The 21,901-nt window shown below is 68.1% G+C and carries 16 protein-coding genes; 3 read left to right on the top strand and 13 right to left on the bottom strand.

The annotated features are described in order from the left end of the window. The first annotated feature begins 226 nt into the window (after positions 1–226). Complete coding sequence (locus KF833_08990; GenBank protein ID MBX3745434.1) at positions 227–964, top strand: glycosyltransferase family 2 protein; 738 nt, start codon at positions 227–229, stop codon at positions 962–964. A gap of 44 nt (positions 965–1,008) precedes the next feature. Here the strand turns inward: KF833_08990 and KF833_08985 are convergent, their stop codons facing one another. Then, a complete protein-coding gene (locus tag KF833_08985; protein MBX3745433.1) occupies positions 1,009–1,836 on the bottom strand; it encodes a hypothetical protein in 828 nt (275 codons plus the stop codon). 392 nt (positions 1,837–2,228) lie between these two features. On the opposite strand from KF833_08985, the gene KF833_08980 reads away from it, so the two are divergent. Continuing rightward, entirely contained in the window at positions 2,229–4,043 is a 1,815-nt protein-coding gene (locus KF833_08980; GenBank protein ID MBX3745432.1) for a glutamine--tRNA ligase/YqeY domain fusion protein, read from the top strand. Positions 4,044–4,252: 209 nt separating this feature from the next. On the opposite strand, the gene KF833_08975 is transcribed toward KF833_08980, so the two are convergent. Both KF833_08975 and KF833_08970 read right to left on the bottom strand, forming a co-directional pair. Continuing rightward, entirely contained in the window at positions 4,253–6,187 is a 1,935-nt protein-coding gene (locus tag KF833_08975) for a glycoside hydrolase family 55 protein (protein ID MBX3745431.1), read from the bottom strand. A 242-nt stretch (positions 6,188–6,429) separates the two neighbouring features. Next, positions 6,430–6,768: a hypothetical protein gene (locus KF833_08970; GenBank protein ID MBX3745430.1), complete on the bottom strand. Its 339-nt coding sequence runs from the start codon at positions 6,766–6,768 to the stop codon at positions 6,430–6,432. 475 nt (positions 6,769–7,243) lie between these two features. Between KF833_08970 and KF833_08965 the strand changes: the two genes are divergently transcribed. Further along, complete coding sequence (locus KF833_08965) at positions 7,244–8,686, top strand: acetylxylan esterase (protein ID MBX3745429.1); 1,443 nt, start codon at positions 7,244–7,246, stop codon at positions 8,684–8,686. Positions 8,687–8,701: 15 nt separating this feature from the next. Here the strand turns inward: KF833_08965 and KF833_08960 are convergent, their stop codons facing one another. From KF833_08960 to KF833_08915, 10 genes are all read right to left on the bottom strand, one after another. Continuing rightward, a complete protein-coding gene (locus KF833_08960; protein MBX3745428.1) occupies positions 8,702–9,040 on the bottom strand; it encodes a VOC family protein in 339 nt (112 codons plus the stop codon). Positions 9,041–9,302: 262 nt separating this feature from the next. Then, on the bottom strand, positions 9,303–10,697 hold the full coding sequence (locus KF833_08955) for an RtcB family protein (GenBank protein MBX3745427.1): 1,395 nt from the start codon (positions 10,695–10,697) through the stop codon (positions 9,303–9,305). Positions 10,698–10,703: 6 nt separating this feature from the next. Next, the gene (gene argJ, locus KF833_08950) at positions 10,704–12,044 is read right to left on the bottom strand and encodes a bifunctional glutamate N-acetyltransferase/amino-acid acetyltransferase ArgJ (GenBank protein ID MBX3745426.1); all 1,341 of its coding nucleotides are present in this window, start codon (positions 12,042–12,044) and stop codon (positions 10,704–10,706) included. 67 nt (positions 12,045–12,111) lie between these two features. Next, positions 12,112–13,212: an N-acetyl-gamma-glutamyl-phosphate reductase gene (argC, locus tag KF833_08945; protein ID MBX3745425.1), complete on the bottom strand. Its 1,101-nt coding sequence runs from the start codon at positions 13,210–13,212 to the stop codon at positions 12,112–12,114. A 78-nt stretch (positions 13,213–13,290) separates the two neighbouring features. Further along, positions 13,291–13,692, bottom strand: coding sequence for a 30S ribosomal protein S9 (rpsI, locus tag KF833_08940; GenBank protein MBX3745424.1), 402 nt, complete (start codon positions 13,690–13,692; stop codon positions 13,291–13,293). Positions 13,693–13,736: 44 nt separating this feature from the next. Continuing rightward, the gene (gene rplM / locus KF833_08935; GenBank protein ID MBX3745423.1) at positions 13,737–14,171 is read right to left on the bottom strand and encodes a 50S ribosomal protein L13; all 435 of its coding nucleotides are present in this window, start codon (positions 14,169–14,171) and stop codon (positions 13,737–13,739) included. A 72-nt stretch (positions 14,172–14,243) separates the two neighbouring features. Further along, positions 14,244–15,263 carry a DUF1080 domain-containing protein gene (locus tag KF833_08930; GenBank protein ID MBX3745422.1) on the bottom strand — a complete coding sequence of 340 codons (1,020 nt, stop codon included), beginning with the start codon at positions 15,261–15,263 and terminating at the stop codon, positions 14,244–14,246. 259 nt (positions 15,264–15,522) lie between these two features. Further along, complete coding sequence (locus KF833_08925) at positions 15,523–17,238, bottom strand: PKD domain-containing protein (GenBank protein ID MBX3745421.1); 1,716 nt, start codon at positions 17,236–17,238, stop codon at positions 15,523–15,525. 357 nt (positions 17,239–17,595) lie between these two features. Continuing rightward, positions 17,596–19,731 carry a sigma 54-interacting transcriptional regulator gene (locus KF833_08920; GenBank protein ID MBX3745420.1) on the bottom strand — a complete coding sequence of 712 codons (2,136 nt, stop codon included), beginning with the start codon at positions 19,729–19,731 and terminating at the stop codon, positions 17,596–17,598. Between the two features lie 727 nt (positions 19,732–20,458). Then, positions 20,459–21,850: an MBL fold metallo-hydrolase gene (locus KF833_08915; GenBank protein MBX3745419.1), complete on the bottom strand. Its 1,392-nt coding sequence runs from the start codon at positions 21,848–21,850 to the stop codon at positions 20,459–20,461. Positions 21,851–21,901: the final 51 nt, after the last annotated feature.

Here is a 21,901-nt window from a genome sequence, read left to right as displayed (position 1 = left end):
GGGGCCATGCCGGAAGCAATCCATTTATCCGCCGCGACCTCCGGCCGGGCGCATCCCAGGCTCCTGGATCTCGCCCAAGCCATCCCTCGTGGGGACTCGTCCTCGTCCTCGATCCGGCAGGCACACCGTTTCGAGGTTTTCGGGCGACCCTTCTTTCGTCCTGGGCCGGCGTCGGATTCCCGAACCTCTGTTCACGCTTCCCCCGGGCGGGCAATGTCGGGTCCGCATGATCCCCCGGGACCATTGCCATGCGGTGATCCCGTGCCTGAACGAAGCGCCCGCCATCGGCAGGCTCGTCCGGGAGGCCGCCCGGCATCTTGGCGCCGTCTGGGTGATCGACGATGCCTCCACCGACGGGACGGCGACGGCGGCCCGCGATGCGGGGGCGCACGTGATCCAGCACCCGGCGACGCGGGGCAAGGGGGCGTGCCTGCGGGCCGGGTGGCGCGCGGTGCAGGAACAGGGGATTCCCTGGGCGCTCTGCCTCGACGGCGACGGCCAGCACCGTCCGTCCGACATCCCGCACTTTCTGGAGAACGCCTCGCGAACCGGGGCGGATCTGGTGGTGGGCGACCGGATGCACGCTGCGGACCGGATGCCGTGGCTGCGCCGGGCGACGAACCGCACCCTGAGCGCCTGGCTGAGCCGGGCGGGCGGGCGCGCGTTTCCCGATTCCCAATGCGGCTTCCGCCTCGTCCGTACGGATCGCCTGCACGAACTCGTCCTGACCACGGAACATTTCGAGATCGAGTCCGAACTGCTGCTGGCCGCCGCCCGGGCGTCCTGGCGGATCGAGTTCGTTCCGATCGAAACCGTGTACGCGAACGAGCACAGCAAGATCCGGCCGTTCCGCGACGCCTGGAGGTGGCTGCGCTGGTTCCGGCACGCGCGGAGAAATCCCCCCGCCGCGGCGTCCCCTGCCCCGGGGCGTTCGGCCGTCAGCGCGCTCCGGCAGCCGGACTGAATCCCAACCCGCGCCCGGGGGCCGCAGGCAGGGCGCAGGGACCTTCAGCGAAAGGCCGAGGAATAGACCTCGTACGCCTCGACCGGGCCGCCAGGGAAGTAGGGCAGCGGCGGCAGTTCGAAGCGGCGGGTCGCACGATCGAAGACCAGTTCGACCGGGTGCCCGGCCTCGTTGGGATCGTAGGCGAGGAACCGATGCTGACGTTCGGTGGTCTCAACCGCATAGACCAGCACCGCGTGATTGATGGTCAGGCGCGGGAACCGGACCACGTGGAGCACGGCAGGGGAACCGGGCTCATCGCCCGCCAACCGCTCCGCCAGACGATCGGCCAGTCGCTGGCGCTGGACGGCGCTGAACGGGAACACCATCCGCCAGTGGCCCCGCTGGACGTAACTCTGCCAGCTTCCACCGGCCTCCCGCCGCACCAGGTCCCCGTGGACCTCGCTGAGCTGCCGAAGCCCGGTGAACCCCGGAATCACGACACGCCGGGCCTCGGTCGAACCGCGCCGCGGAGACCGCCGAATCACGCTGCGGATGGCACTCCGAAGTTCGTCCGGCGCCACCGGGGCCAGGTCCGGTTCGAATCGCGCATGCAGATGGAACTCCTTGGCGGCGCGGACGACGACGAAGCAGCGCTGGGCATAGTCGGGACGGGGCTTCCGTCGTCGATGGGACATGCGCCCGGTGTCCGGGTCCACCTCGTACAGCCAGAGGGTCTCGTTCGGGAACGCGAACGTGTCCCGGTGGAACTCGAAGGACTGCGGCGACGCCCCGCTGCCCGGGGACGCGCAGCCGGCCGCCCCGAGAATCGTCAACGCCAGCAGCAACATGAGCGCGGTCCGCGCTCCGGGATGAGGTCGGCGTGAGGGCATCGGGGAAGGGGAGAGCGGGGATGCGATGGCGATTACGATTACGATTACGATTACGATTACGAGTACGGGGACGGGGACGGGGACGGGGAGGAGGATGGCTGTTGGAATCGGGGACGCGACCCTGCGGCGTGTGAGACTTCTGTGGGGTGTCGGACGGGCGGCATGCCGGTGCAGGGTGGCCTGGGAGGGACGGATATCGCGAGTCCACAACCCAGCGTTCCACACCCTTGCGGCCTCGTGGAACTCGGCCCTCCGAGGCGACGCTTCGCGAAGTTCGCACCTTCCCGACAGGTCCGGGATGCACGGCCACCCGGAGCGATTCCGCTTTTCCGCTGGGAACGCGGGCGTTCGCGGGCACAATCACGGGCCTTTCGGGAGTTCAGCGTTTCGTCATGAGCGAATCTCAAGAGTCCGGGCCGGTCGGATCGGCCGCGCGCGATTTCATCCGGGAACGGGTGGCGGCCGACGTCGCCGCCGGCCGGCACCAGCAGATCGTGACGCGGTTCCCCCCCGAGCCAAACGGGTATCTCCATATCGGGCATGCCAAGAGCATCTGCCTGAACTTCGGCATCGCCCGGGACTTCGGGGGGCGCTGCCACCTGCGCATGGACGACACCAATCCGACCAAGGAGGAGGTCGAATATGTGCAGTCGATCGCCGAGGACGTCCGCTGGCTGATCGCCGGGTGGGCGGACGACCGGCTGGGTCTCAAGGTGGCGGGGCAGAAGCCGGTGACGCTGACCGTGGATGGCCGGCAGGACTTTCTGATTCCCGCGGTGGCGGGTTCGGACGTGGGCGGCGCCGGGACCGACGTGCTCGAGCCGTTCTTCGCCTCGGACTACTTCGATCAATTGCATGAGTACGCGTTGATCCTCATCCGCAAGGGTCTCGCCTACGTCTGCGACCTGTCGGCGGAGGAGATCGACCGGTACCGGGGCGCGCCCGACCGGCCCGGGCAGGCGAGCCCGTTCCGGGAGCGGACCGTCGAGGAGAACCTGGAACTCTTCGAACGGATGCGGCGCGGCGAGTTTCCGGATGGAACGCGGACCCTGCGGGCAAAGATCCGGATGGAATCGCCGAACATCTGGTTGCGGGACCCGGTGCTGTACCGGATCCGGCACGCGGCGCACCACCATGCGGGGGATGCCTGGTGCATCTACCCGATGTACGATTTCGCGCACGGGTTGAGCGATTATCTCGAAGGGATCACCCATTCGATCTGCACCCTCGAGTTCGAGGTGCACCGGCCCCTGTACGACTGGATCCTCGAGAGCCTCGACCTGCCGCGCCCGCGCCCGCAGCAGATCGAGTTCGCCCGCCTGAACCTCGGCTACACGGTGATGAGCAAGCGCAAGCTGCTGCAGCTCGTCAACGAAGGCCGGGTGACCGGCTGGGACGATCCGCGCATGCCCACGCTATCCGGACTTCGCCGCCGCGGCGTCCGCCCCGAGGCGTTGCGGGAATTCGTCCACAGCGTGGGGGTCACCAAGTACGACGGCCTGACCGATGTGGCGCTGCTCGAACACGCCATCCGCGGCGACCTCAACCGAGTCGCGGAACGCCGGCTGGCCGTGCTGCGTCCGCTCAGGGTTGTGCTCGTCAACCTGCCGGATGGGCTTCGCGAGACGGTACCTGCCACCAACAACCCGGAGGATCCGGCTTCGGGGACGCGCCAGGTACCCTTCACCCGCGAGTTGTTCATCGAGCGCGACGACTTCCTCGAGCAGCCGCCCAAGGGCTTCTTCCGTCTTCAACCGGGGGGCGAGGTGCGACTCAAGTACGCGGGCATCATCCGCTGCCAGGAGGTCGTGAAGGATGACCGCGGGGAGGTGACCGAACTCCGCTGCGCCTTCGACGAGGACAGCCGCCCGGGCGGGCCGACCAGCGGCCGCAAGATCAAGGGAACCGTCCACTGGGTCAGCGCCCCCGAGGCCGTCGAGGCCGAGGTGCGCCTGTACGACCGGCTGTTCACCGTTCCGGAACCGGACGCCGACGGGGACTTCCGGGCCCATCTGAACCCCCGCTCGCTCGAGACGGTCACGGCCCGGATCGAGCCGTCCATGGCCGACGCCACGGCCGATCGCCGTTACCAGTTCGAGCGGATCGGGTACTTCGTGCTCGACCGCGACAGCCGCCCGGGGCGGCCGGTCTTCAACCGGACCCTCTCCCTGAAGGATTCCTGGGCCCGGGAGCAAAAGAAGGGTTGATCCCGCGATGCGGCGGGGGGCGTCCCCGGAGTTGTGGGTGAGGAGGCAGCGCATCGGAGGGATGAGCTCCGCGAGTCCTCCATCCACTGCGCCCCTCCACTACGGCCTCGTGGAACCCGGCGCTCCGAGACGACGCTTCGCGAACTTCGCACCTCTCCCCACAACTTCGGAATGCAAGGCCGCACGGCTGCGGCTGAAACCTTCCCGGATCAGGGGGGTGGGGCGGCGGAGGGGATGGGAGGCGGGGTCATCGACTGTGCGCGGTAAAGGGCCCAGCCGATCCAACCCCCACCGGTCACCTGCCGAGTCCCGGTCGGGCGGATTTCGCGAACCTTCACAGGATAGGGCCTGGAGAAGCTGATCTCACGCGCGCCCATGAGGGCGAAGTCGGCATGCTCCACCTCGAAGGCGGGTCGTGAATCCTCCTCGTCGATGTTGTCGGTGACGTAATTGAAGAGGCCGAGAATCTCCGTTTGTCCTCCGTCCCGGGTGCGCCAGCGGATCCCCTTGCCTTCGTGTTTGACGCCGAGGGCCCAAAGCCGGCCGCCCTGATTGCGGACCAGGCCGACGTCGGTGGTACCTTCCGGATTGAGTTGTCGCGCCCACAAGCGTTGGCCGGCCTGGCGCAGTTCGATGTGGGAGGAGCAGTCGGTGACAAACAGGTCGCCGGTGCCGGTGCCGAGGATTCGGAGGTCGCAACCTTCGAGGATCAATGTGTTGGCGCGGGAGCGGTTCTCGGCCGTGGGCGGCCGGCCACCGAAGGCCTGGAGATTCTGGAGCTTCACCCGGGACGCGGAGGTGTCGTCGATGACAAACCGACCGGTTTCGCTGCCGATGATGCGTCCGAACCCCAGGCCGATGAGATGCCGGACACTTCCGTGAAGGCGCACCGTGCCATCGAGGCTGTAATGGTTGGGGTCGCCTCCGCCGATGCCCGGAAAGTAGACGGTGGTCTTGCCGGCGGCTGCGGCGGCGTCGACGGCGGCCTGGATGGCGGGGGTATCATCCCGATTGTCGCCGGGCACGGCACCGAACGCCTGCACGCTGATCCAGTTCGAGAGGTTGGTTTCCCAGGCCATGACAGGCTCCGGTTCGATGGGCAGGTGGAGACCGCGAGCGGGTGCGTCGTCGAACAGGCGCTGGACGGGATGCGAGAGGTATTCCTCGATGACAGGGGCGTCGATGGTGCCGCCGGGCGTGGAACTGTGGAGGGCGGCGAGGAACCCGGAGGTTTCGACATGGCGCGCGTAGAGCACGCTGGTGTTGACGATGGCGGGTTGATCCGGGGCACCCCCGGTGAAGCTGCCGCCGACCAGGGCGACGACGCCTCCCCACCAGGTCCAGTCGTTGGGGAATTCGTTGCGCAGGGCGCGTGGGGAGTGTTCGACACGCAGATCCTCGATCCCGACGGCGGTGGCATTGACGTACACGCCTTCGGTGCGGGCATGGCGAATGGTGATTCGGGACAGGGTGGTGCCCCAGATCCAGGCGGCGCGGATGCCGGTATCGAAGCCTTCGATGGTCACGTCCTGGACGAGGTTGGGTCCGTTCTGGCCGGCGAACCCGATGTTCACGCCGATCGCGCCGTTTCCGCGGACCCGCACATTCTTCAGGGCACCGCTGTTGTTGCTGAACCAGCGGATGCCATCCATGTGGGGGTTGTTGCCGGAGTCGATGGTGAGGTTGCGCAGGTTGCGCATGAACCAATCGGCCGAGCCGGCGTTGGAATCGTCGGGGAGGGTGCGGATGACCGCGGTGACCTGGGTGTCGGCGATGCCATCGGTCATGCGCAGCACGACACCGTCACGGGTTTCACCGTAGATCCAGGGACCGACGCGGGATCGGACGACGAGGGTTTGGGTGAGGCGATAGGTGCCGTTGGGCAGGTAGAGGATCCGGGTTCGGCCCGTACCGCGGTCGCTGCTGAGATCGATGCCTCGTTGAAGGGCCTCGGTATCATCGGCGATGCCGTCGCCGACGGCCCCAAGGTCCCGTTTGGCATGGAGGACGGAGGGATCCTCTGGAAACACCACCCTGAAGTGGGCGGGGGTGGCATCGCCTGTGGCCAGGGCTGACTGGGCCAGGGAGAGGAGGGAAACCAGCATCCAGCGGGGGAAATGGAGGTGCCGGAATCGACCCTTCATAGGCCCGGGATCATGGTGTCCTCGTCGGGCCTTCGCAACGGCGCATCCGGATCGCGCGCGGCGGGCGGTGCATCCCGGAGTTGTGGGTGAGGAGGCAGCGCATCGGAGGGACGAGCTCCGCGAGTCCTCAAGGCATTGTGGCACTCCCGTGCGGCCTCGTGGAACTCGGCCCTCCGAAGCGAGACTTAAGACTGCTTGCGATGGGAATGGGTGGGCGAGACCGATCGATCGGGGCCGGGAGTTCAGGGGAGGACGGCCCGGAAGAAGTGAGTCGGGCTGTCGCCGGGGGGCGGCAACGGCAGGACGTGCGTGGGTTCTGTGGAAGTCACCTCGGTCCACGGTGTCCAGCCGGTTCCCCCGAACGCGGGGCGCCGTTCGAGGCGATAGGTGTTTCCCGGGGTACCCCGGAGTTCCAGTTCCCCGCCTGCATTGAAGCGCAATTCCGGTCCGATCTGAAACGGGACGATCCACCAGGTATCGCGAACCCAGAGGAAGTCGCCGTCAGCCACCAGAGATGAGGCGACCTGCAACGGGGTCGTTCGACCTACCGGGCTGATGAAGCCCGCGTTGGGCGCATCCATGAAGGGCACCGAATCCCCAACCGGCACCAACGGTGATGTCCCTGGAGGCCCAGCGAACAACTGGGCGCGAAAGCGGGAATCCACCCTCTCCCCACTCCACTGGAAAATGACCGGGCTTTCAAACTGGCCCACCGAGCGGTTCCCGAAAAGGACAGTCCCCTGTCCGAAGCCACTGAGACTCAATCCGCACCCGATCCAGGCAACCAGCATCGCTTTCATGTCGCAGGATGACACGGGACCATTGCCGTCGTCGTCCGGCAAGGGGCGAATCGGTTCGTTCCGGAGAACCCTGCACCGTTGAGGCGTTGATGACGCTTCGGCCTGTGGTGTCGCCGGCCTTTGAGATTCCCACCGGACGGGTTTTCGAGGATTCAGGGGCCGCACGTCATCCGGTACCATGAATACTCCGCCCTTCCCTCCGTGCCCGCGTCCGGCGCCCGGGTGCCTGAGAGCCTGTCTGAGGACCTGCCTCCCGATGGTCCTGCTGCTGTCGGGCTTCATGCCGCTGGCGGCGGCGGCGACGACGGCGCCTGAACCGGTGACCTGGACCACGCAGGAGGATCACCGGAACATGATGGAGCAGCTCGGCATCACGCGGCTGCGGCCGGGTCCGAGCGGTCGGGCGGGGGCCACCAACTCGGCGAACTACGACCCTGCCCTGGCCAATCCCTTTCCCGAGCTGCCGGATCCGCTGACGTTGCGCAGTGGGGCGACGGTGACGAGCGCCGAGGCGTGGTGGCACCACCGCCGGCCGGAGATCGTCGAGGAGTTCGAGCGCGAGATCTATGGGCGCGTGCCGCCCCATGTCCCGCCTGTGGCGTGGTCCGTGAGCACCCAGGCGACCGACCGGGTGGTCGGGACGATTCCCGTCTTCGCCCGGCAACTGGTCGGGAGGGTGGACAACTCGGCCTGTCCTTCAATCGAGGTGAACCTCCAGGTGACGCTGGTCACGCCGCGGGAGGTGCCCGGGCCGGTGCCGGTGCTGGTGATGTTCGGCGGGTTCGGGGGCGGGGGGTTCCCGCGGCGCGCTGGTGAACCCGAGCCGACCAACCGGTTCGCGGCCTTCGGTGGCGGGACCTTCACGGATCCGCCCTCGACCGAGCAGTTGATCGCCGCCGGCTGGGGTTATGCCACGCTCGTTCCGTCGAGTGTGCAGGCGGACAACGGCGCGGGTCTGACGCGTGGGATCATCGGCCTGACCAACCGGGGTCAGCCGCGCGAACCCGATCACTGGGGTGCCCTGCGCGCCTGGGCCTGGGGCGCGGCACGGGTCCTCGACCATCTCGAAACAGACCCGACGGTGGACGCGAAGAAGGTGGGGATCGAGGGGGTGTCCCGCTTCGGCAAGGCGGCGCTGGTGACGCTCGCGTTTGAAACGCGGTTCGCCGTGGCGCTGATCGGTTCCTCGGGGGCCGGCGGAGCGAAGCTGTTCCGTCGGCACTTTGGCGAGGCGGTCGAGAATCTGACAGGGTCGGGTCAGTACCACTGGATGGCCGGAAGCTTTCTTCGGTATGGCGCCGCTGAGTCCCGTTTCGGCAGCCGGAACGCGGGGGACCTGCCCGTGGATGCCCATCAGCTCATGGCCCTGTGCGCGCCACGGCCGGTGTTCATCAGCTACGGGATTCCGGAACGGGGCGACGCCTTGTGGCTGGATCAGGAGGGCAGCTTCATGGCCGCCGTCGCCGCCGGCCCGGTGTTCCGGCTCCTCGGGGTCAGGGATCTCGGGGTGTCGGCCCCCTACCTCACCGCCACGAAGCCGCCCGTGAACACCGGGTTGCTCGACGGGGAACTCGCCTGGCGCCAGCACGATGGCGGGCACGAGGACCGGTCGAACATGAAACACTTCCTCGCCTGGGCCGGGCGGATGCTGGGCATCCCGCAGCCCGCTCCACCTCCATCGGCGGACCCGGGATCGTGATTTGCCTCGTGATCTCTAGCTGACCACCTCGATGGCAAAGCCTCCCGGTGCCACCACCACGAAGGTCCATCCGTGGCTGCGTTCCGGCGCCGGCGGATCAAAGCCGTCTTCGGTCAGGCGCCGGTGGATCGCGTTCACCTGCTCGTCGTTCTCCTGCATGAACCCGATGTGGGTGGTTTCCGGGTCCGTGATGGGCGGCCCGCGGAACAGGCTAAGGATCAAGCCGTCATCATCCTGCAAATGCCCCATCCGATCGGAAGGTTTGCCGACGGGGCGGAGTCCGAAGTACTTCTCCAGGAAGGCGCACGCCGCCTTGACGTCGGTGACACTGATGCCGAGGTGATTGAGTTTCATTGAGAATTGGATTCCGGGGGAACGAGGAGTGAGAGGCTGGGTCGCCGAGGCTCGATGCGTCAAGACGAGGACCGTTCCGCAAATCGCCGCGTAGGAAACTATTCAAGCCCGTTGCAGCACTTGCTTGCGGCCTCGTGGAACTCGGCCCTCCGAAGTCACAAGCCCGGCTTTACCTTTCGGAGGGACGAGCTCTGCGAGGCTGCAAGGCCATTGCAGCATTCCGCTGCTCCCGCTCCGCGATTCGGGGCAAATCGCGGACGGGTCAGTCTTCGGGGCGTTCGCCGCTGGGGGCCATCTTGACGAGTTTGGGATCAAATCGGGCCAGCACCTCGACGAGGTCGGCCTGGGCGGCCATGACGTTCTCGATGTTCTTGTACACACCGGGGACCTCGTCGAGACCGGCGGAGATGAGGTGGACATCGCGTTCGCGGAGGAGGCGCTGGACCTTGGACCATTCGAAGGTCTCGAGGGCGCGGGTCCGGCTCATGACGCGTCCGGCACCGTGGGCGGCGGATTCGAGCGACTCGGGATGGCCCCTGCCGCGGACGACGAAGCCGGGGCTGGCCATGGAACCGGGGATGATGCCGAGGACGCCGGCGCCGGCCGGGGTGGCGCCCTTGCGATGGACCACGACGTCGCGCGGGGTGCCTTCGATGATGTGGCGTTCGCGCCAGGCGAAGTTGTGGTGGTTCTCGAGATCGAGGAGGACGCCGGTGCCGAGGCGCCCGGCGATGTGGCGATGAATCAGGGCGTGGTTGGCGGCGGCGTAGCGACCCATGAGTTCCATGGCGGCCCAGTACTCCTGCCCTTCGGCGGAATCGAGCGACAGCCAGGCGAGGTGGCGGACTTCCTTCGGCAGGTCCGGCAGGTTCTGCATGGCCAGTTTGCTGTACCGATCGCAGACGGCCGCGCCGGTGCCCCGGCTGCCGCTGTGGCTGAGCAGGGCGACGTACTCGCCGGGAGGCAGGCCTTGAATCGGTTCGTGGCTGGTGAACCGGCCGAACTCGACGAAGTGATTGCCGCTGCCGCTGGTCCCGAGCTGGGCCCAGGCGCGGTCCTTGTTCTGCTTCGTCACGGGGCTGACCCCCCAGTCGGCATCGAGCACGTCGTGGGTGCGGCGTTCGGCGAAGGAGGCCCCGACGCCGAAGCGGGTCTCGCGTTCGATGGCGTCGATCAGCCGGTCGCGCCGGCGGTCGAGATCCCGCAGGGGCCAGTCGAGGACGGAGAGCTTCATGCGGCAGGCGATGTCCACGCCCACCGCGTAGGGGATCACGGCGTTCTCGGTGGCGAGAACGCCGCCGATGGGCAGGCCGTAGCCGACATGGGCGTCGGGCATGAGGGCGCCGGCCACCGAGATCGGCAGGCGGCAGGCGCGGGCGAGTTGATTGACGGCTTCGGGTTCGAGGTCGGTGCCCCACTGGCGCCAGGGTGCGCTGTCCGACCGCATGGGGGCGGGGGCGCGAATCATGGCGCGGGCAAACTCGCCACGGAGCGGGTCGTCCAGGAACTCGGCGGGACGCTGCACCACCGCCTCGACGTCGGCGCGAAGGCCGGCGGGATCGAGGCCCTTGAGGATGTAGCGGCTGATGAAGTCGATGCCGCGCCGCATGGCTTCCCCGGCGGGGACGCCGAGACGGATGAGATCCTTCGTGTTCATGACGGGTCAGCCTCCCATGGCGGACGGGTCGCCGAGGGCGCCCTTGTTGAAATCGACGTAGGCCTCGGTGAGATCCGCAGCGTAGAGGGTGGCGGCGCCCCTGCCGAGTCCCAGCCGGATGTGGAGTTCGAATTCGGCCGGTGCCACCACGGCGCAGAGAGTCTCGAAGGCGGTCCGGGTCGGCTGGCCGCGGCGCAGGCTCCAGACGATGGTTCGGGCGCCGGGCGTGCGGTAGCCGATGTCCACCCGCTCCTCCTCGACGCGGGCCGGGCTGTAACCGAGGGCATCGATGATGCGGCCCCAGTTCGGATCGCCGCCGTGCCAGCTGGTTTTCACGAGGGCGCTGTTGGCGACCGCCCGGGCCGCGGCGTCGGCTTCGGCGTTCGAGCGGGCGCCTTCGACGCGGACGGTGACCACGCGATGGACGCCTTCGCCGTCGCGGACGATGGCCCGGGCGAGTTCGAGGCAGACCTGGTTGAGGGCGGCCTGAAAGATGCGGGCACCGGCGGACGTCCTGCCGCGCACGGCGGATCGGGGTGTGCCGGAGAGACCATTGGCCAGGAGCAGCACGGTGTCGTTGGTGCTCATGTCGCCGTCCACGGTGATGCGGTTGAAACTCAGCGCCACGGCTTCCTCGAGCATGGGCCGCAGGGTGCGGGCGTCGATGGCGGCGTCGGTGGTGAGAAAGGCGAGCATGGTCGCGTGCAGACCCCGCGGGACGGCGGCGGGACGCTGGCCATCGGCGGACATGCCGGGCTGGATCATGCCCGCGCCCTTGGCGATGCCGCCGAGGCGGACGGTTTTGCCGGCGAGTCGGAACTCGACGGCAACGGCCTTGGGTCGGGTGTCGCTGGTGAGGATGGCCTCGGCCGCCTGGTCGGCATGGGCCGGGGTGTCGCCGAGGGCCCCGACCGCCGCGGCAATGCCGGACTCGACGCGATCCATGGGGAGGGCGACCCCGATGCGGCCGGTGGACCCGACCAGGACCTGTTCCGGGGGAAGGCCGAGCAGGCGTCCGGCGCAGTCGGTCATGGCCCGGGCGTCGCGGAGTCCCTGGCGTCCGGTGCAGGCATTGGCGTTGCCGGAATTGACCACGATCGCCTGGGCGCGACCGGAAGGGACCCGTTCGAGGCAGACCTTCACGGGGGCGGCGCAGACCTGGTTGGTCGTGAACAGGCCGGCCACGGAGCAGGGGACGTCCGAGACGATGAGGGCGAGGTCCCGCTTGGCGCCCTTCTGGGAGCCCTTGCCGGTTCCGAGGCGTTTGATGTCGCAGAACACGCCGGACGCGCGAAAGCCGCGGGGGGCGAGGATGGAACCTTCCAAGGGGCGGAGCGGAGTCTTCATGGGAACAGAAAGGGGGATCAGGAGGGGTTGGATCGGGTGAAGGAGTGGAGGGCGGGCGGGGCCGGCTTTAGAACAGGCCGGTGGTTTCGGGAAAGCCGCTGAGGATGTTGAAGCTCTGGACGGCCTGGCCTGAGGCGCCCTTGATGACGTTGTCTTCGGCGCTCATGACGATGAGCCGGCCGGTGCGGGGATCGAGGCGCCAGGCGAGTTCGAGGACATTGGTGCCGACGACGTTCTTGGTATCGGGCAGGGCGTTGCCGGTGAGGAGGCGGACGAACGGTTCGCGGGCATAGGCCTCGCGGTAGCAGGCGGCGATCGCGTCGGCCAGGGCCTGGGCACGGCCGGCATCGTGGAACCGGGCGACCGGGGCGAGATAGAGCGTGGTCAGGATCCCGCGGTTGACCGGGATGAGGTGGGGGGTGAACTGGACCACCACGGGTTGACCGGCGGCGAGCGCGAGCTGTTCCTCGATCTCGGACAGGTGACGGTGCCGCGGCACGCCGTAGGGGCGGACGCTTTCGTTGCACTCGCAGAACAGGTAGTCGATCTCGGCCTTGCGTCCGGCCCCGCTCACGCCGCTGAGCGAATCCGCGATGATGCCGGTGGACTGGATGATGCCCTGGCGAAGCAGCGGCAGGACCGGGAGCAGGATGCTGGTGGGATAACAGCCCGGGGACGCCACGAGGCTGGCCTGGCGGATCGCCTCGCGATGGACTTCCGGCAGGCCGTACACGGCCTGGGGGAGCAGCGCAGGGGCGGGATGGGGATGACCGTAGAACGCCTGGTAGGTGGCTGCGTCGCGCAGGCGGAAGTCGGCGCTCAGATCGATGACCCGCCGTCCCGCCTCGACCAGCGGCACGGCGTAGGTCGCGGCGACGCCATGGGGCAGGGCGAGGAAGATCACGTCGGCGGCCCCGGCGAGGCCGGCGGGATCGGGATCGGTGAAGGTGAGGCTCGATGCCCGGGGATGGCTGGCGAAGCGGGGGTACACCTCGGCGACCGTCCGGCCGACGTTCTGGCGCGAGGTGACGGCCGTCAGTTCGGCATGCGGATGACCGAGGAGGAGCCGGACCAGTTCCTCGCCGGAATAGCCGGAGGCGCCGACGATGGCGACGCGCACGGGGCCGGGCGTGGGGACGGGGGCCAAAGGGCTGGGGATGGCAGGCATGGGAGGTGAGGGGAGGGGGTGACAGCAAAAAGCCCCGCCGGCGGGTTGGCCGGCGGGGCGCAAAGGGGTTGAAGAGGACTACCGCTTGGAGAACTGGAACCGTTTGCGCGCGCCGGGCTGACCGTACTTTTTGCGTTCACGCATACGCGGGTCGCGGGTCAGGAGCCCCTCGGCGCGGAGGGCCGTCTTGACGTTGACATCGGATTCGAGGAGCGCCCGGGCCACGCCGAGGCTCACGGCTCCCGCCTGCCCGACAGGCCCGCCGCCGTTGATATTGACCCGGATGTCGTACTTGCCGACCGCCTGGGTGGCGGTGAGGGGTCGCATCGCGAGGGTGCGGAGCGAGTCGGTGGGGAAGTAGGTCTCGAAGGGGCGGCCGTTGACCATGACCTTGCCCGTTCCGGAGATCAACCGGACGCGGGCGGTGGCGGTCTTGCGGCGACCAGTGGCGACGTACTCTTGGGTCTTCGGATCGATCATGGGGATGGATCGGGGATCGCTTGGGGAGTGAAAGGGGGGAGTGATCAGGAAGCCGGGGCCAGGGGCGCGGGCTTCTGGGCGGCGTGGGGATGCTTGGGGCCGCGATAGACCTTGAGCTTGGTGAGGAGGCGGCGGCCGAGGCGGTTCTTGGGAACCATGCCCTTCACGGCCCGGTGGATGAGTTCATTCGGGGCCTTGGCGCGCACCTGGGCGACCGAGCGGTACTTCTCGCCGCCCTTCCAGCCGGAATAGCTCATGTAGAGCTTGGCGGTCTCCTTGTTGCCGGTCAGGCGGACCTTCTCGGCGTTGATGACGACCACGAAGTCGCCGGCATCCAGGTGAGGCGTGTAGATGGGCTTGTCCTTGCCGCGGAGGGCATCCGCGACCTGAACGGCCAGCCGTCCGAGAACCGCGCCGTCCGCGTCGATCACGTGCCACCGCCGCTCCACCGTGGCTTGCTTGGGCAAAAAAGTCTTCATGTCATCCCCGAAGAAAAGGGACGCGGAGCCTACCAATGAGGCTCCGGTCGTCAACAGCCATTTCGGAATCCATCACTTCAGCACCGGGCGGAGGACCATGTTGCGGTAGTCCACCGCCTCGTGGTCGCCCTGGAGGTAGATCGGGCCGGGCCGGGATTCATCCGACCAGAGGGCCCCGCCGGTGCAGCCGAGCAGCGGCTGATTGTCGATGATCTTCACGCCATTGAGGATCACGGTGACATGGCGATCGACGAGCGTGATGTCGAAGGTCTGCCATTCCCCGGGGGGCTTGCTGGCGTTGGTGGTGGGGGTGATCCGGCTGTAAACGCCCCCCATGCCATGGGAATCCGCCGGACGACCATAGGAGTCCGCCACCTGCACCTCGTAGATGCCGCGCAGGTAGATCCCGCTGTTGCCGCGCTCGGGGACCTTGGCTTCCAGGGTCAGGTTGAAATCCTCGAACTCCCGGTCGGTCCGGAGATTGCCGTAGTTGCGGCCGGTGGACTTGTCGGGCCGGTTGATCAGGACGCCGTTCTCGACGCTCCAGCCGTTGGCGGCGCGGGTTTCGATCAGGCGCCAACCGGTCAGATCCCGGCCGTTGAGCAGCGCGATGGGTTCTCCGAAGCGGACCGCCGAGAGGTCGGGACGCGGCGGCAGGGGCGGGATGCGGCGTCCGGAGAACTCGGACCGTTCCATGCCCTGCCCGTTTTCGCGCGGATTGATCCGGATGAACTCGATGCTGTCGCCGTACACCTGGCCGGAAAGCAGTTCGGTGAACTGCTGGGTCCGCACCACCTGGTTGTCCGCGTTGCGCCGACGGACATCGCGGGTGCGGGTGACGTGGAGGTTGCCGTCCTCGAAGAAGACGCTCGAGACGGGGACGACGCTGCCGCCGCCCCAGAGGATCGAGCCGTCGTACCATCCGCCGGCGTCGCGGCGGACTTCCAGCCACCCGGCGCCACCGCCGGGAATCGTCAGGGCCCAGCGGCCCAGGTAGGCATCGGCCGCGGCCGCCGTCCATGACGTGGCCGCCAGCAGGGCGGCGACCAGGACGGACCGGGTGGAGGGGATCGGAAGAGGCGTGGATTTCATGAGGTTGATTTCGATCGTGACGGAGCGTGTTCGGGGCCGGGGCAAGCGTACCCGGGCCGGACGGAACGGCTCAAGTCCGGGCCGGGCCGGATGTTGGATCCGTCCCGGGCTCTTTCCCAATCCCCCGGGCGCCCGAGTTCCCGGGTGCCCGGGTGCCCACGGGCAAACCGCAGCGGGTGGAAGGACAGGGCTCGGGAGACGGACGCCGTCACCCATCGTGCCCCACCACGACAGCGATCAACCGCGCCGGCGGATCCGGCTAGTCGAAGACCACGGTGGCTGGGTTGGAGCACGCCTGGGCGCCCGGCTCGCAGACACGGTAGATGTAGGTGCCCCGCCCGCGGCGGTCGATGGGGTCGGTGTACTTGCCGTTATTGGGGACGGTGGCGATGCGGAGACCGTCCCGGAAGACTTCCACATGGGCGGACGCCGCGTTGGACCATGCCAGGTGCGCCCGCTGAAGTCCGCCCTGGAACTTGGTGCCGTGGGCCGTCAGGACGATGCCGGAGCCGTCGCTGATGGGGACCAGGGCGGAGACGGTATGAACCTTTCCACCGTTGTCGGTGACGCGGAGATAAACAGTGTAGAGATCAGGGACGGCGTAGGTGTGGGAGATGAGGACGCCCTTGCCACCGGTCTTGTCGCCGAAGGTCCATGAGTAATCCGCGATAATGCCGTCGGGATCGTAGGAGGCGCTGGCATCGAAGTGGGCGGTGAGTCCGTCGGTGACCACGGTAAACGAGGCCTTCGGGGGATCGTTGGGCGGGGGTGGGGGCGGCGGCGGGGGCGGGGGTTCGTTGACGACGGGGAAGAGGTATGCGGCGCCCACGTCGAGTCCGGCTCCGTCGTGACCGGGTGCTCCCGCGAGGAGGCTGGGCCCGTCGAGGTCGAGTGCCGTTCCGAGGGCATCATAGGAGCCTGCCAGCGGGGCGGCGGTCAGCGTGGTGATCAGCGTCCAGGAACCGTTGTGGCGTCCGAAGACGACGACCGCGCCGTCCTGCTGCCGGGTGGCGTCGGCCTGGGGCCCTCCCATGGCGAGGAGATCTCCGGAGAGGGCGACGGAGGTGCCATAGTAGGAGCCGGTGAGTTTCTGGGCAGGGCTTGTTGAGGGTGGCAGCAGGCCCGCTTCAAAAACCCAGGAGGTGCCGTCACGGCGATAGACAAAGGCGCCGCCCGCCCCGGACTGGCGGGTGTTGTCGGAGGGTGCACCGACGAGCAGGCGTCCGTCCCGGAGGGCGACATCCCAGCCGAATCCCGAGGACGTCTGGGAGAAGGGGTAGCGGAGGGTGCCATCCTCCACCCAGGCTGTTCCGGTGTGGCGGTACAGGTTGACGCGCGCGGAGTAGGGGGATCCGACGACGGCCAGATCCCCTTCGAGGGCAACCGACCAGCCGAAGTAGTCGCCGGTGGCGGGGATGTCGCCGCCGAAGCGACGTTCGAGCTGCCAGACACCGCCTCCGGTGTGGCGGTAGAAGAAGACGTGGCCCTTGGTGGAGCCTCCGAGGCAGCCGATATGGGGCGATCCGATGAGGAGGCGGTCACCGCTGAGGGCGACCGAGGCGCCGAACTTTCCCTGGCTGCAGGACTGTTCGAGCCGGGCCTCCTCGAACCACTGGGAGGTGGCGGCATCGTACCGGAACACGTAGGCGGCGTACCAGGCGCCGATGACCAGGGTGTCTCCATCGAGGGCCAGGGCGCGACCGAACTGGTACCGGGCTGCGGCATCGGAGGGGGTCAGACGCCAGGCAAGGGAACCGTCGGCGGTGGCGACATAGACGGCCCCGGCCTGCCGGGTGCCGGAGGCATCGAGTTCCCTTGGCGCGCCCACGGCGGCGAGTCCGTTGCGCAGGGCGACCGCGGTGCCGAACGCGGCTCCGGGTTGGGCCGGGTTCGGGAGGAGGCGATGGGCGGCCTCACTGGATATGGTGGTCGCGGCGACAAGGAGGAAGGTGGCGAACGTGGGATTCGTTTTCATGAGATCAGGTCCTCGATTCGGTTCCGTCACGGTGTGCGTCCCGGCGAGCCCAGAGCGATGACGAAGGGGACGATGGGAATGCAGGTCGTGGACTTCATGGCGGCAGGGGTACGGATCGGGGGGCAGGCTGCGAGGTTGCTTGAACCGTGCCACACCCAGGGGAGCGGGGAGCGAGAAGCGTCAAGGGCCTGCCGGCCGGGGCATTGCAGTGTCGGCGCGGGGTGACAGAGCCGGCTGAAATCGTCTCAGGAGGAGACAGTGTGGTGTGTCACTGACGTTCCGGGTGAGACAGGGAGTCTGCCGGGGGGTGGGCTGGGCGCGGGGTGACCCAGGGGCCGGTGGGGGTCAGGGGACGTGCTATTCCGCCGGCTTGGGCTGGGTGTCCGCGTCGGTCTCGCGGTGCGGGATGCCGAGTCGGGTGAGGCGGCGGTAGAGCGTGGCGCGACTGATGCCGAGGGTGCGGGCGGCATCGGTGCGATTGCCGCCGGCTCGTTCGAGGGCATCGAGGACACGTTGGCGCGGGTCGGGAGAGCGCTCGGGATGGGGCGGTAAGCGGGGCGGGGAATCGAGGATTTCCGGAGGCAGGTCCGAGGCCTGGAGAACCGCTCCGGTGCAGCGGATGGTGGCGAATTCGATGGCGCCTTTGAGTTCGCGCACGTTTCCGGGCCAGGAATGATCGAGAAGGATGGTCATCGCCTCGTGGCTGATGTGGTCGATGGGCCGGCCCGTGGCGGCGCGGCACTGGGCGAGAAAATGGGTCACCAGGAGAGGGATATCCTCGCGCCGGTTGCGGAGGGGTGGAAGCACGATGCGTCCGACCCGGACCCGGTAGAGAAGATCGGACCGGAAGCGGCCCTGTTCGACGGCCCGGGCGAGGTCGTGCTGGGTGGCGGCGAGGACGCGGACATCGACTTTGCGGGGCCGGGTTTCGCCGAGGCGGACGACTTCCCGTTCCTGAAGGACGCGCAGGAGGGCCGTCTGCGCTTCGGCGGGCATGTCGCCGATTTCGTCCAGGAAGAGGGTTCCGCCGTGAGCGGCTTCGAAATAGCCGTGGTGATCGGCGACGGCACCGGTGAAGGCGCCGCGTTTGTGACCAAACAACTGGCTGCTGAGGAGCGAACTGGACAGGCCGGCGAGGTTGACCGCGACAAAGGGCCGGTGGGCACGCGGGCTGTGGTGATGGATGGCGCGGGCGGCGAGCTCCTTGCCCGTCCCGGTTTCGCCCTCGATGAGAACGGTGCTGTCCACAGCGGCGAGCTGCCGGATCTGTTGGAACACCTGCTGGGCGGGTTCACTCCGCCCGACCAGATCATGGAAACGGCCCTTCTCGTCGAGCTGGCGCCGCAGGTCATAGAGAGCCGTGACGTCGTGGAAGAAGAAGATGCGGCGGCGGGGTTCGCGCGGATCGTCCTGGATCTCGACCTCCATCCACCAGTGGCGGCCGGGCGCCACTTCGATGCGGACCGGGGCCCGGCCGCGCTCGGCGACGGGTCGGGCCATGAGTTGGTACAGGCGGGCCTTGTCGTCGTCGCGGAAGGGGAAGAGATCTTCCCAGGGCTTTCCGACAAACGCCTCGGGATTCCGGCCGAAGCTGCGCCGGGCCGCCCGGCTGAGGAAGGTCACGCGGCCCTCGGGGTCGGTGATGGCGGCGGCGACGGCGAGCTGGTCCAGGATGGAGATGAGGTCATCGCGGCTGGATTCGAGGCGATGAAGGGCATCCTCCAGTTTCGTCTCGGCGCGGGCGCGGTGTTCGATCTCCGAACGGAGGTGAGTATTGGCGAGGGAGAGTTCCGAAGTGCGTTCAGCGACGCGGATCTCAAGGAGGTCATGAGCGCGGCGCAAGTCGGTCTCGGCGGCTCGACGCTGGCGTTCATCCCGACGGATGACCGCGAACGCGACGGCGAGGAGGGCGAGACCGAGGGCATTGCCGGCGAGGATGATGGTGGTGGCCCTGCGGGCGCCGGTCCTGGCCGACGCTTCCCGCCCGCTCAGCAGGGCGGTTTCGGCCTGCTTCAGGGTGGCGATCACGGCGCGGATCCCGTCCATGGACTCCTTGCCGTCGCCAGTGCGCACCAATTCGAGGGCGGCGTCGATTCCGTGCGATCGATGCAGATCCAGGGTGGCCTGGAGTTCGGAGAGCTTTCGTTCGACGAGCGGTTCGAGGTGGTCGAGCTGGCGCTGGTAGGCGGGGTTGTCGGCGGTGAGTTCGCGGAGTTCGAGGACGTCCCGGTGGATGCCGGTGACACTGGTGCGGTAGGGTTCGAGGTAGTGTTCCTCGCCGGTGAGGAGGAAGCCGCGCTGGCCCGTTTCGGCGTCCTGGAGGAGCGAAAGCAGTTCGTCGAGGTCCTCGAGGACCTTGTAGGCCTGCACCTGCCAGTGAACGGTGCGGGTCAGTCGGCGCACGCTGAGCAGGGCGACGGTGTCCACAAGGAGCAGGAGCGTGAGGGCGACGGCGAATCCGGCGCGGACTTTGGCTTCGGTGGACCAGGGCATAAGGCGCGGCGGCCTGGGGTTGGGTCGTCCGGTCCGGGCGATGGGATGGGGATACGGACCGGAACTGGGGGATCGGGGGTGAGGGTATCCGGCGAGAAGGATTCCCGCAATGACTGCGGGCCGCCGGCCGGCGGGCGTGCACATCTCCATGCTTCAGAAACTCGATGGCGCCGTGGAAATCGCTTCCTGCCGCGGATCGGACAATCGACAGGGCGACCCGGACGGCTTCTGGATGGTCCAGGTAGGGTTGGGCGTCGGTGAGGAGCTGGAAGGCGATGGAGCGCCGCCGACCGCCGAAGGAGTCGCGGGCTCGCCGGAATGCGAGGCATTCAACCGCATACATCACAAGTTCACCCAGAACCTCCCGTCGATTCCTCGTATCGGGCGGCGGGACGGCCGACAGCTCGTCGCTGGACCAGTAGGCGATCGAGGCGAGCGACTTCATAAGATGCTCCTCCGCGCTGGTGCTGCCGGGTCCGGGGCATTCCCGAACGGCGCGGACCGTCTCGATGAGCGCTCTCGTCTTGTCCGGATCGCTCGCCATCGCCCGGACGAATCGGTCCACTCCCCAGGCAGCGCTCCGGAGGGCATCGTCCCGATCCTCCATCGGCGGATCGACGAGGCACCGGCGGATGTCCATCAGGGCCAGTTCGAACTTGCGACGTTGTGGGGTCACGGTGGCTGCCGCCGATTTCCAGGGGACGCCGAGGAATCCCACGTGGGTGCTCTACTCCAGTGTCTCCCCGAGATCGGGCAGGTGACAGTCCAGACGGAAGTCCGACTGAATGCGTTCCGCCAGGGCGCGGCGGGGTGCGTCTTCGCCGTGGGTGAGGATCACCCTGGGCCGGGAGGGTGCGAGGTGGGAGAACCACTTGAGCAGGTCGCTTCGGCCGGCATGGGCGCTGAAGCCGCCGAGCGTGTGGATCCGGCCCCGGACGGCGATGCGTTCGCCATGGATGCTGACGTGTTCCTCGCGCTCGACGAGGCGGCGTCCGAGGGAGCCCCGGGCCTGGTAGCCGACGATCAGCACATGGGTGTCGGGCTTCCAGAGGTTCTGCTTGAGATGGTGCAGGATGCGTCCGCCGGTGCACATGCCCGATCCGGCGAGGATGACACACGGCCCGGCAAGATCGTTGAGCGTCTTCGACTCCTCGGCGGTGACCGTCGCGCGGAAATGGGCGGCGTGGAACGGTTCCACACCGCGGTCGCTGAGTGCCTGCATTTCCTCATCGAACAGCTCCGGATGCCGCACATACACGCGCGTCGCCTCGACCGCCATGGGACTGTCGAGGATGACGGGGAACCGCGGGAGGGTGCCGTCACGAAAGAGGACGGCGAGGTGATAGAGGATCTGCTGGGCGCGACCGACGGCGAAGGTGGGCACGAGGATCTTGCCTCCCTGCTGCACGACGCCGGAGACGATGCCGGTGAACTCGGCGACCGTTTCCGGGTAGCCGCGATGGTCGCGGTCGCCGTAGGTGGATTCGAGGAACACCCAGTCGGCCCGTTCGGGGGGTGCGAATTCACGAAGGATCGGCAGGGTGGTGGGGCCAAGATCCCCGGAGAAGACCAGGGTCCGCGTCGTGCCGGCGTCGTCCACGATCAGTTCGAGGCTTGCGGACCCGAGGATATGGCCGGCCTCGAAGAACCGGCCCCTGACCCCGCGAGCCACCTCGAACGGGGTGGCCAGCGGGTGGGTGCGGGCCAGGTCGGCCAGGGGCTCGACGTGTTCCGGTCCGTACAGGGGTTGAACGGGGTCTTCGCCGGCCCGTTCCCGCTTGCGATTGATCCGGATGGCGTCCTGCGCCTGGAGCTTGGCCGAATCCAGCAGGATGATGCCGGCCAGTTCCATGGTGGCCGGCGTCGAGAACACCGGGCCCTCGTATCCCAGCTTCACCAGGAGCGGGAGGCGCCCCGTGTGGTCGAGGTGGGCATGGGTCAGCACCACGGCATCGATCGAGGATGGCGGCACCTCGGCCGGCCAGGTATTGCGGCCGTCGTCGGAGTCCGCCCCTTGAAAGAGACCGGCATCGACCAGCACGGTGGCGTGCGCGGTGCGAACGAGATAGGCGGAGCCGGTGACTTCGCCGCCGGCGGCGCCGAGGACTTGGATCTTCATGCGGTGCGGTGCCGTCCATGGCAGGCTTGGGGAAGACAGGCAAGACCCGGT

The sequence above is a fragment of the Verrucomicrobiia bacterium genome (assembly GCA_019634625.1).
In the GTDB taxonomy this organism is placed as follows: Bacteria; Verrucomicrobiota; Verrucomicrobiia; order Limisphaerales; family CAIMTB01; genus CAIMTB01.
Note: the sequence above shows the minus strand (reverse complement) of the source record. Positions and strands in the feature narration are given on the sequence as shown.

Bases quoted from the DNA above. Each gene is read 5' to 3' on its own strand.
- KF833_08990 (MBX3745434.1), top strand. From the start codon at position 227: ATGATCCCCCGGGACCATTGCCATGCGGTGATCCCGTGCCTGAACGAA.
- argC (MBX3745425.1), bottom strand. From the start codon at position 13,212: ATGCCTGCCATCCCCAGCCCTTTGGCCCCCGTCCCCACGCCCGGCCCC.
- KF833_08930 (MBX3745422.1), bottom strand. From the start codon at position 15,263: ATGAAATCCACGCCTCTTCCGATCCCCTCCACCCGGTCCGTCCTGGTC.
- KF833_08960 (MBX3745428.1), bottom strand. From the start codon at position 9,040: ATGAAACTCAATCACCTCGGCATCAGTGTCACCGACGTCAAGGCGGCG.
- KF833_08965 (MBX3745429.1), top strand. From the start codon at position 7,244: ATGGTCCTGCTGCTGTCGGGCTTCATGCCGCTGGCGGCGGCGGCGACG.
- KF833_08975 (MBX3745431.1), bottom strand. From the start codon at position 6,187: ATGAAGGGTCGATTCCGGCACCTCCATTTCCCCCGCTGGATGCTGGTT.
- rplM (MBX3745423.1), bottom strand. From the start codon at position 14,171: ATGAAGACTTTTTTGCCCAAGCAAGCCACGGTGGAGCGGCGGTGGCAC.
- argJ (MBX3745426.1), bottom strand. From the start codon at position 12,044: ATGAAGACTCCGCTCCGCCCCTTGGAAGGTTCCATCCTCGCCCCCCGC.
- KF833_08980 (MBX3745432.1), top strand. From the start codon at position 2,229: ATGAGCGAATCTCAAGAGTCCGGGCCGGTCGGATCGGCCGCGCGCGAT.
- KF833_08985 (MBX3745433.1), bottom strand. From the start codon at position 1,836: ATGCCCTCACGCCGACCTCATCCCGGAGCGCGGACCGCGCTCATGTTG.
- rpsI (MBX3745424.1), bottom strand. From the start codon at position 13,692: ATGATCGATCCGAAGACCCAAGAGTACGTCGCCACTGGTCGCCGCAAG.
- KF833_08925 (MBX3745421.1), bottom strand. From the start codon at position 17,238: ATGAAAACGAATCCCACGTTCGCCACCTTCCTCCTTGTCGCCGCGACC.
- KF833_08970 (MBX3745430.1), bottom strand. From the start codon at position 6,768: ATGGATGCGCCCAACGCGGGCTTCATCAGCCCGGTAGGTCGAACGACC.
- KF833_08955 (MBX3745427.1), bottom strand. From the start codon at position 10,697: ATGAACACGAAGGATCTCATCCGTCTCGGCGTCCCCGCCGGGGAAGCC.
- KF833_08920 (MBX3745420.1), bottom strand. From the start codon at position 19,731: ATGCCCTGGTCCACCGAAGCCAAAGTCCGCGCCGGATTCGCCGTCGCC.
- KF833_08915 (MBX3745419.1), bottom strand. From the start codon at position 21,850: ATGAAGATCCAAGTCCTCGGCGCCGCCGGCGGCGAAGTCACCGGCTCC.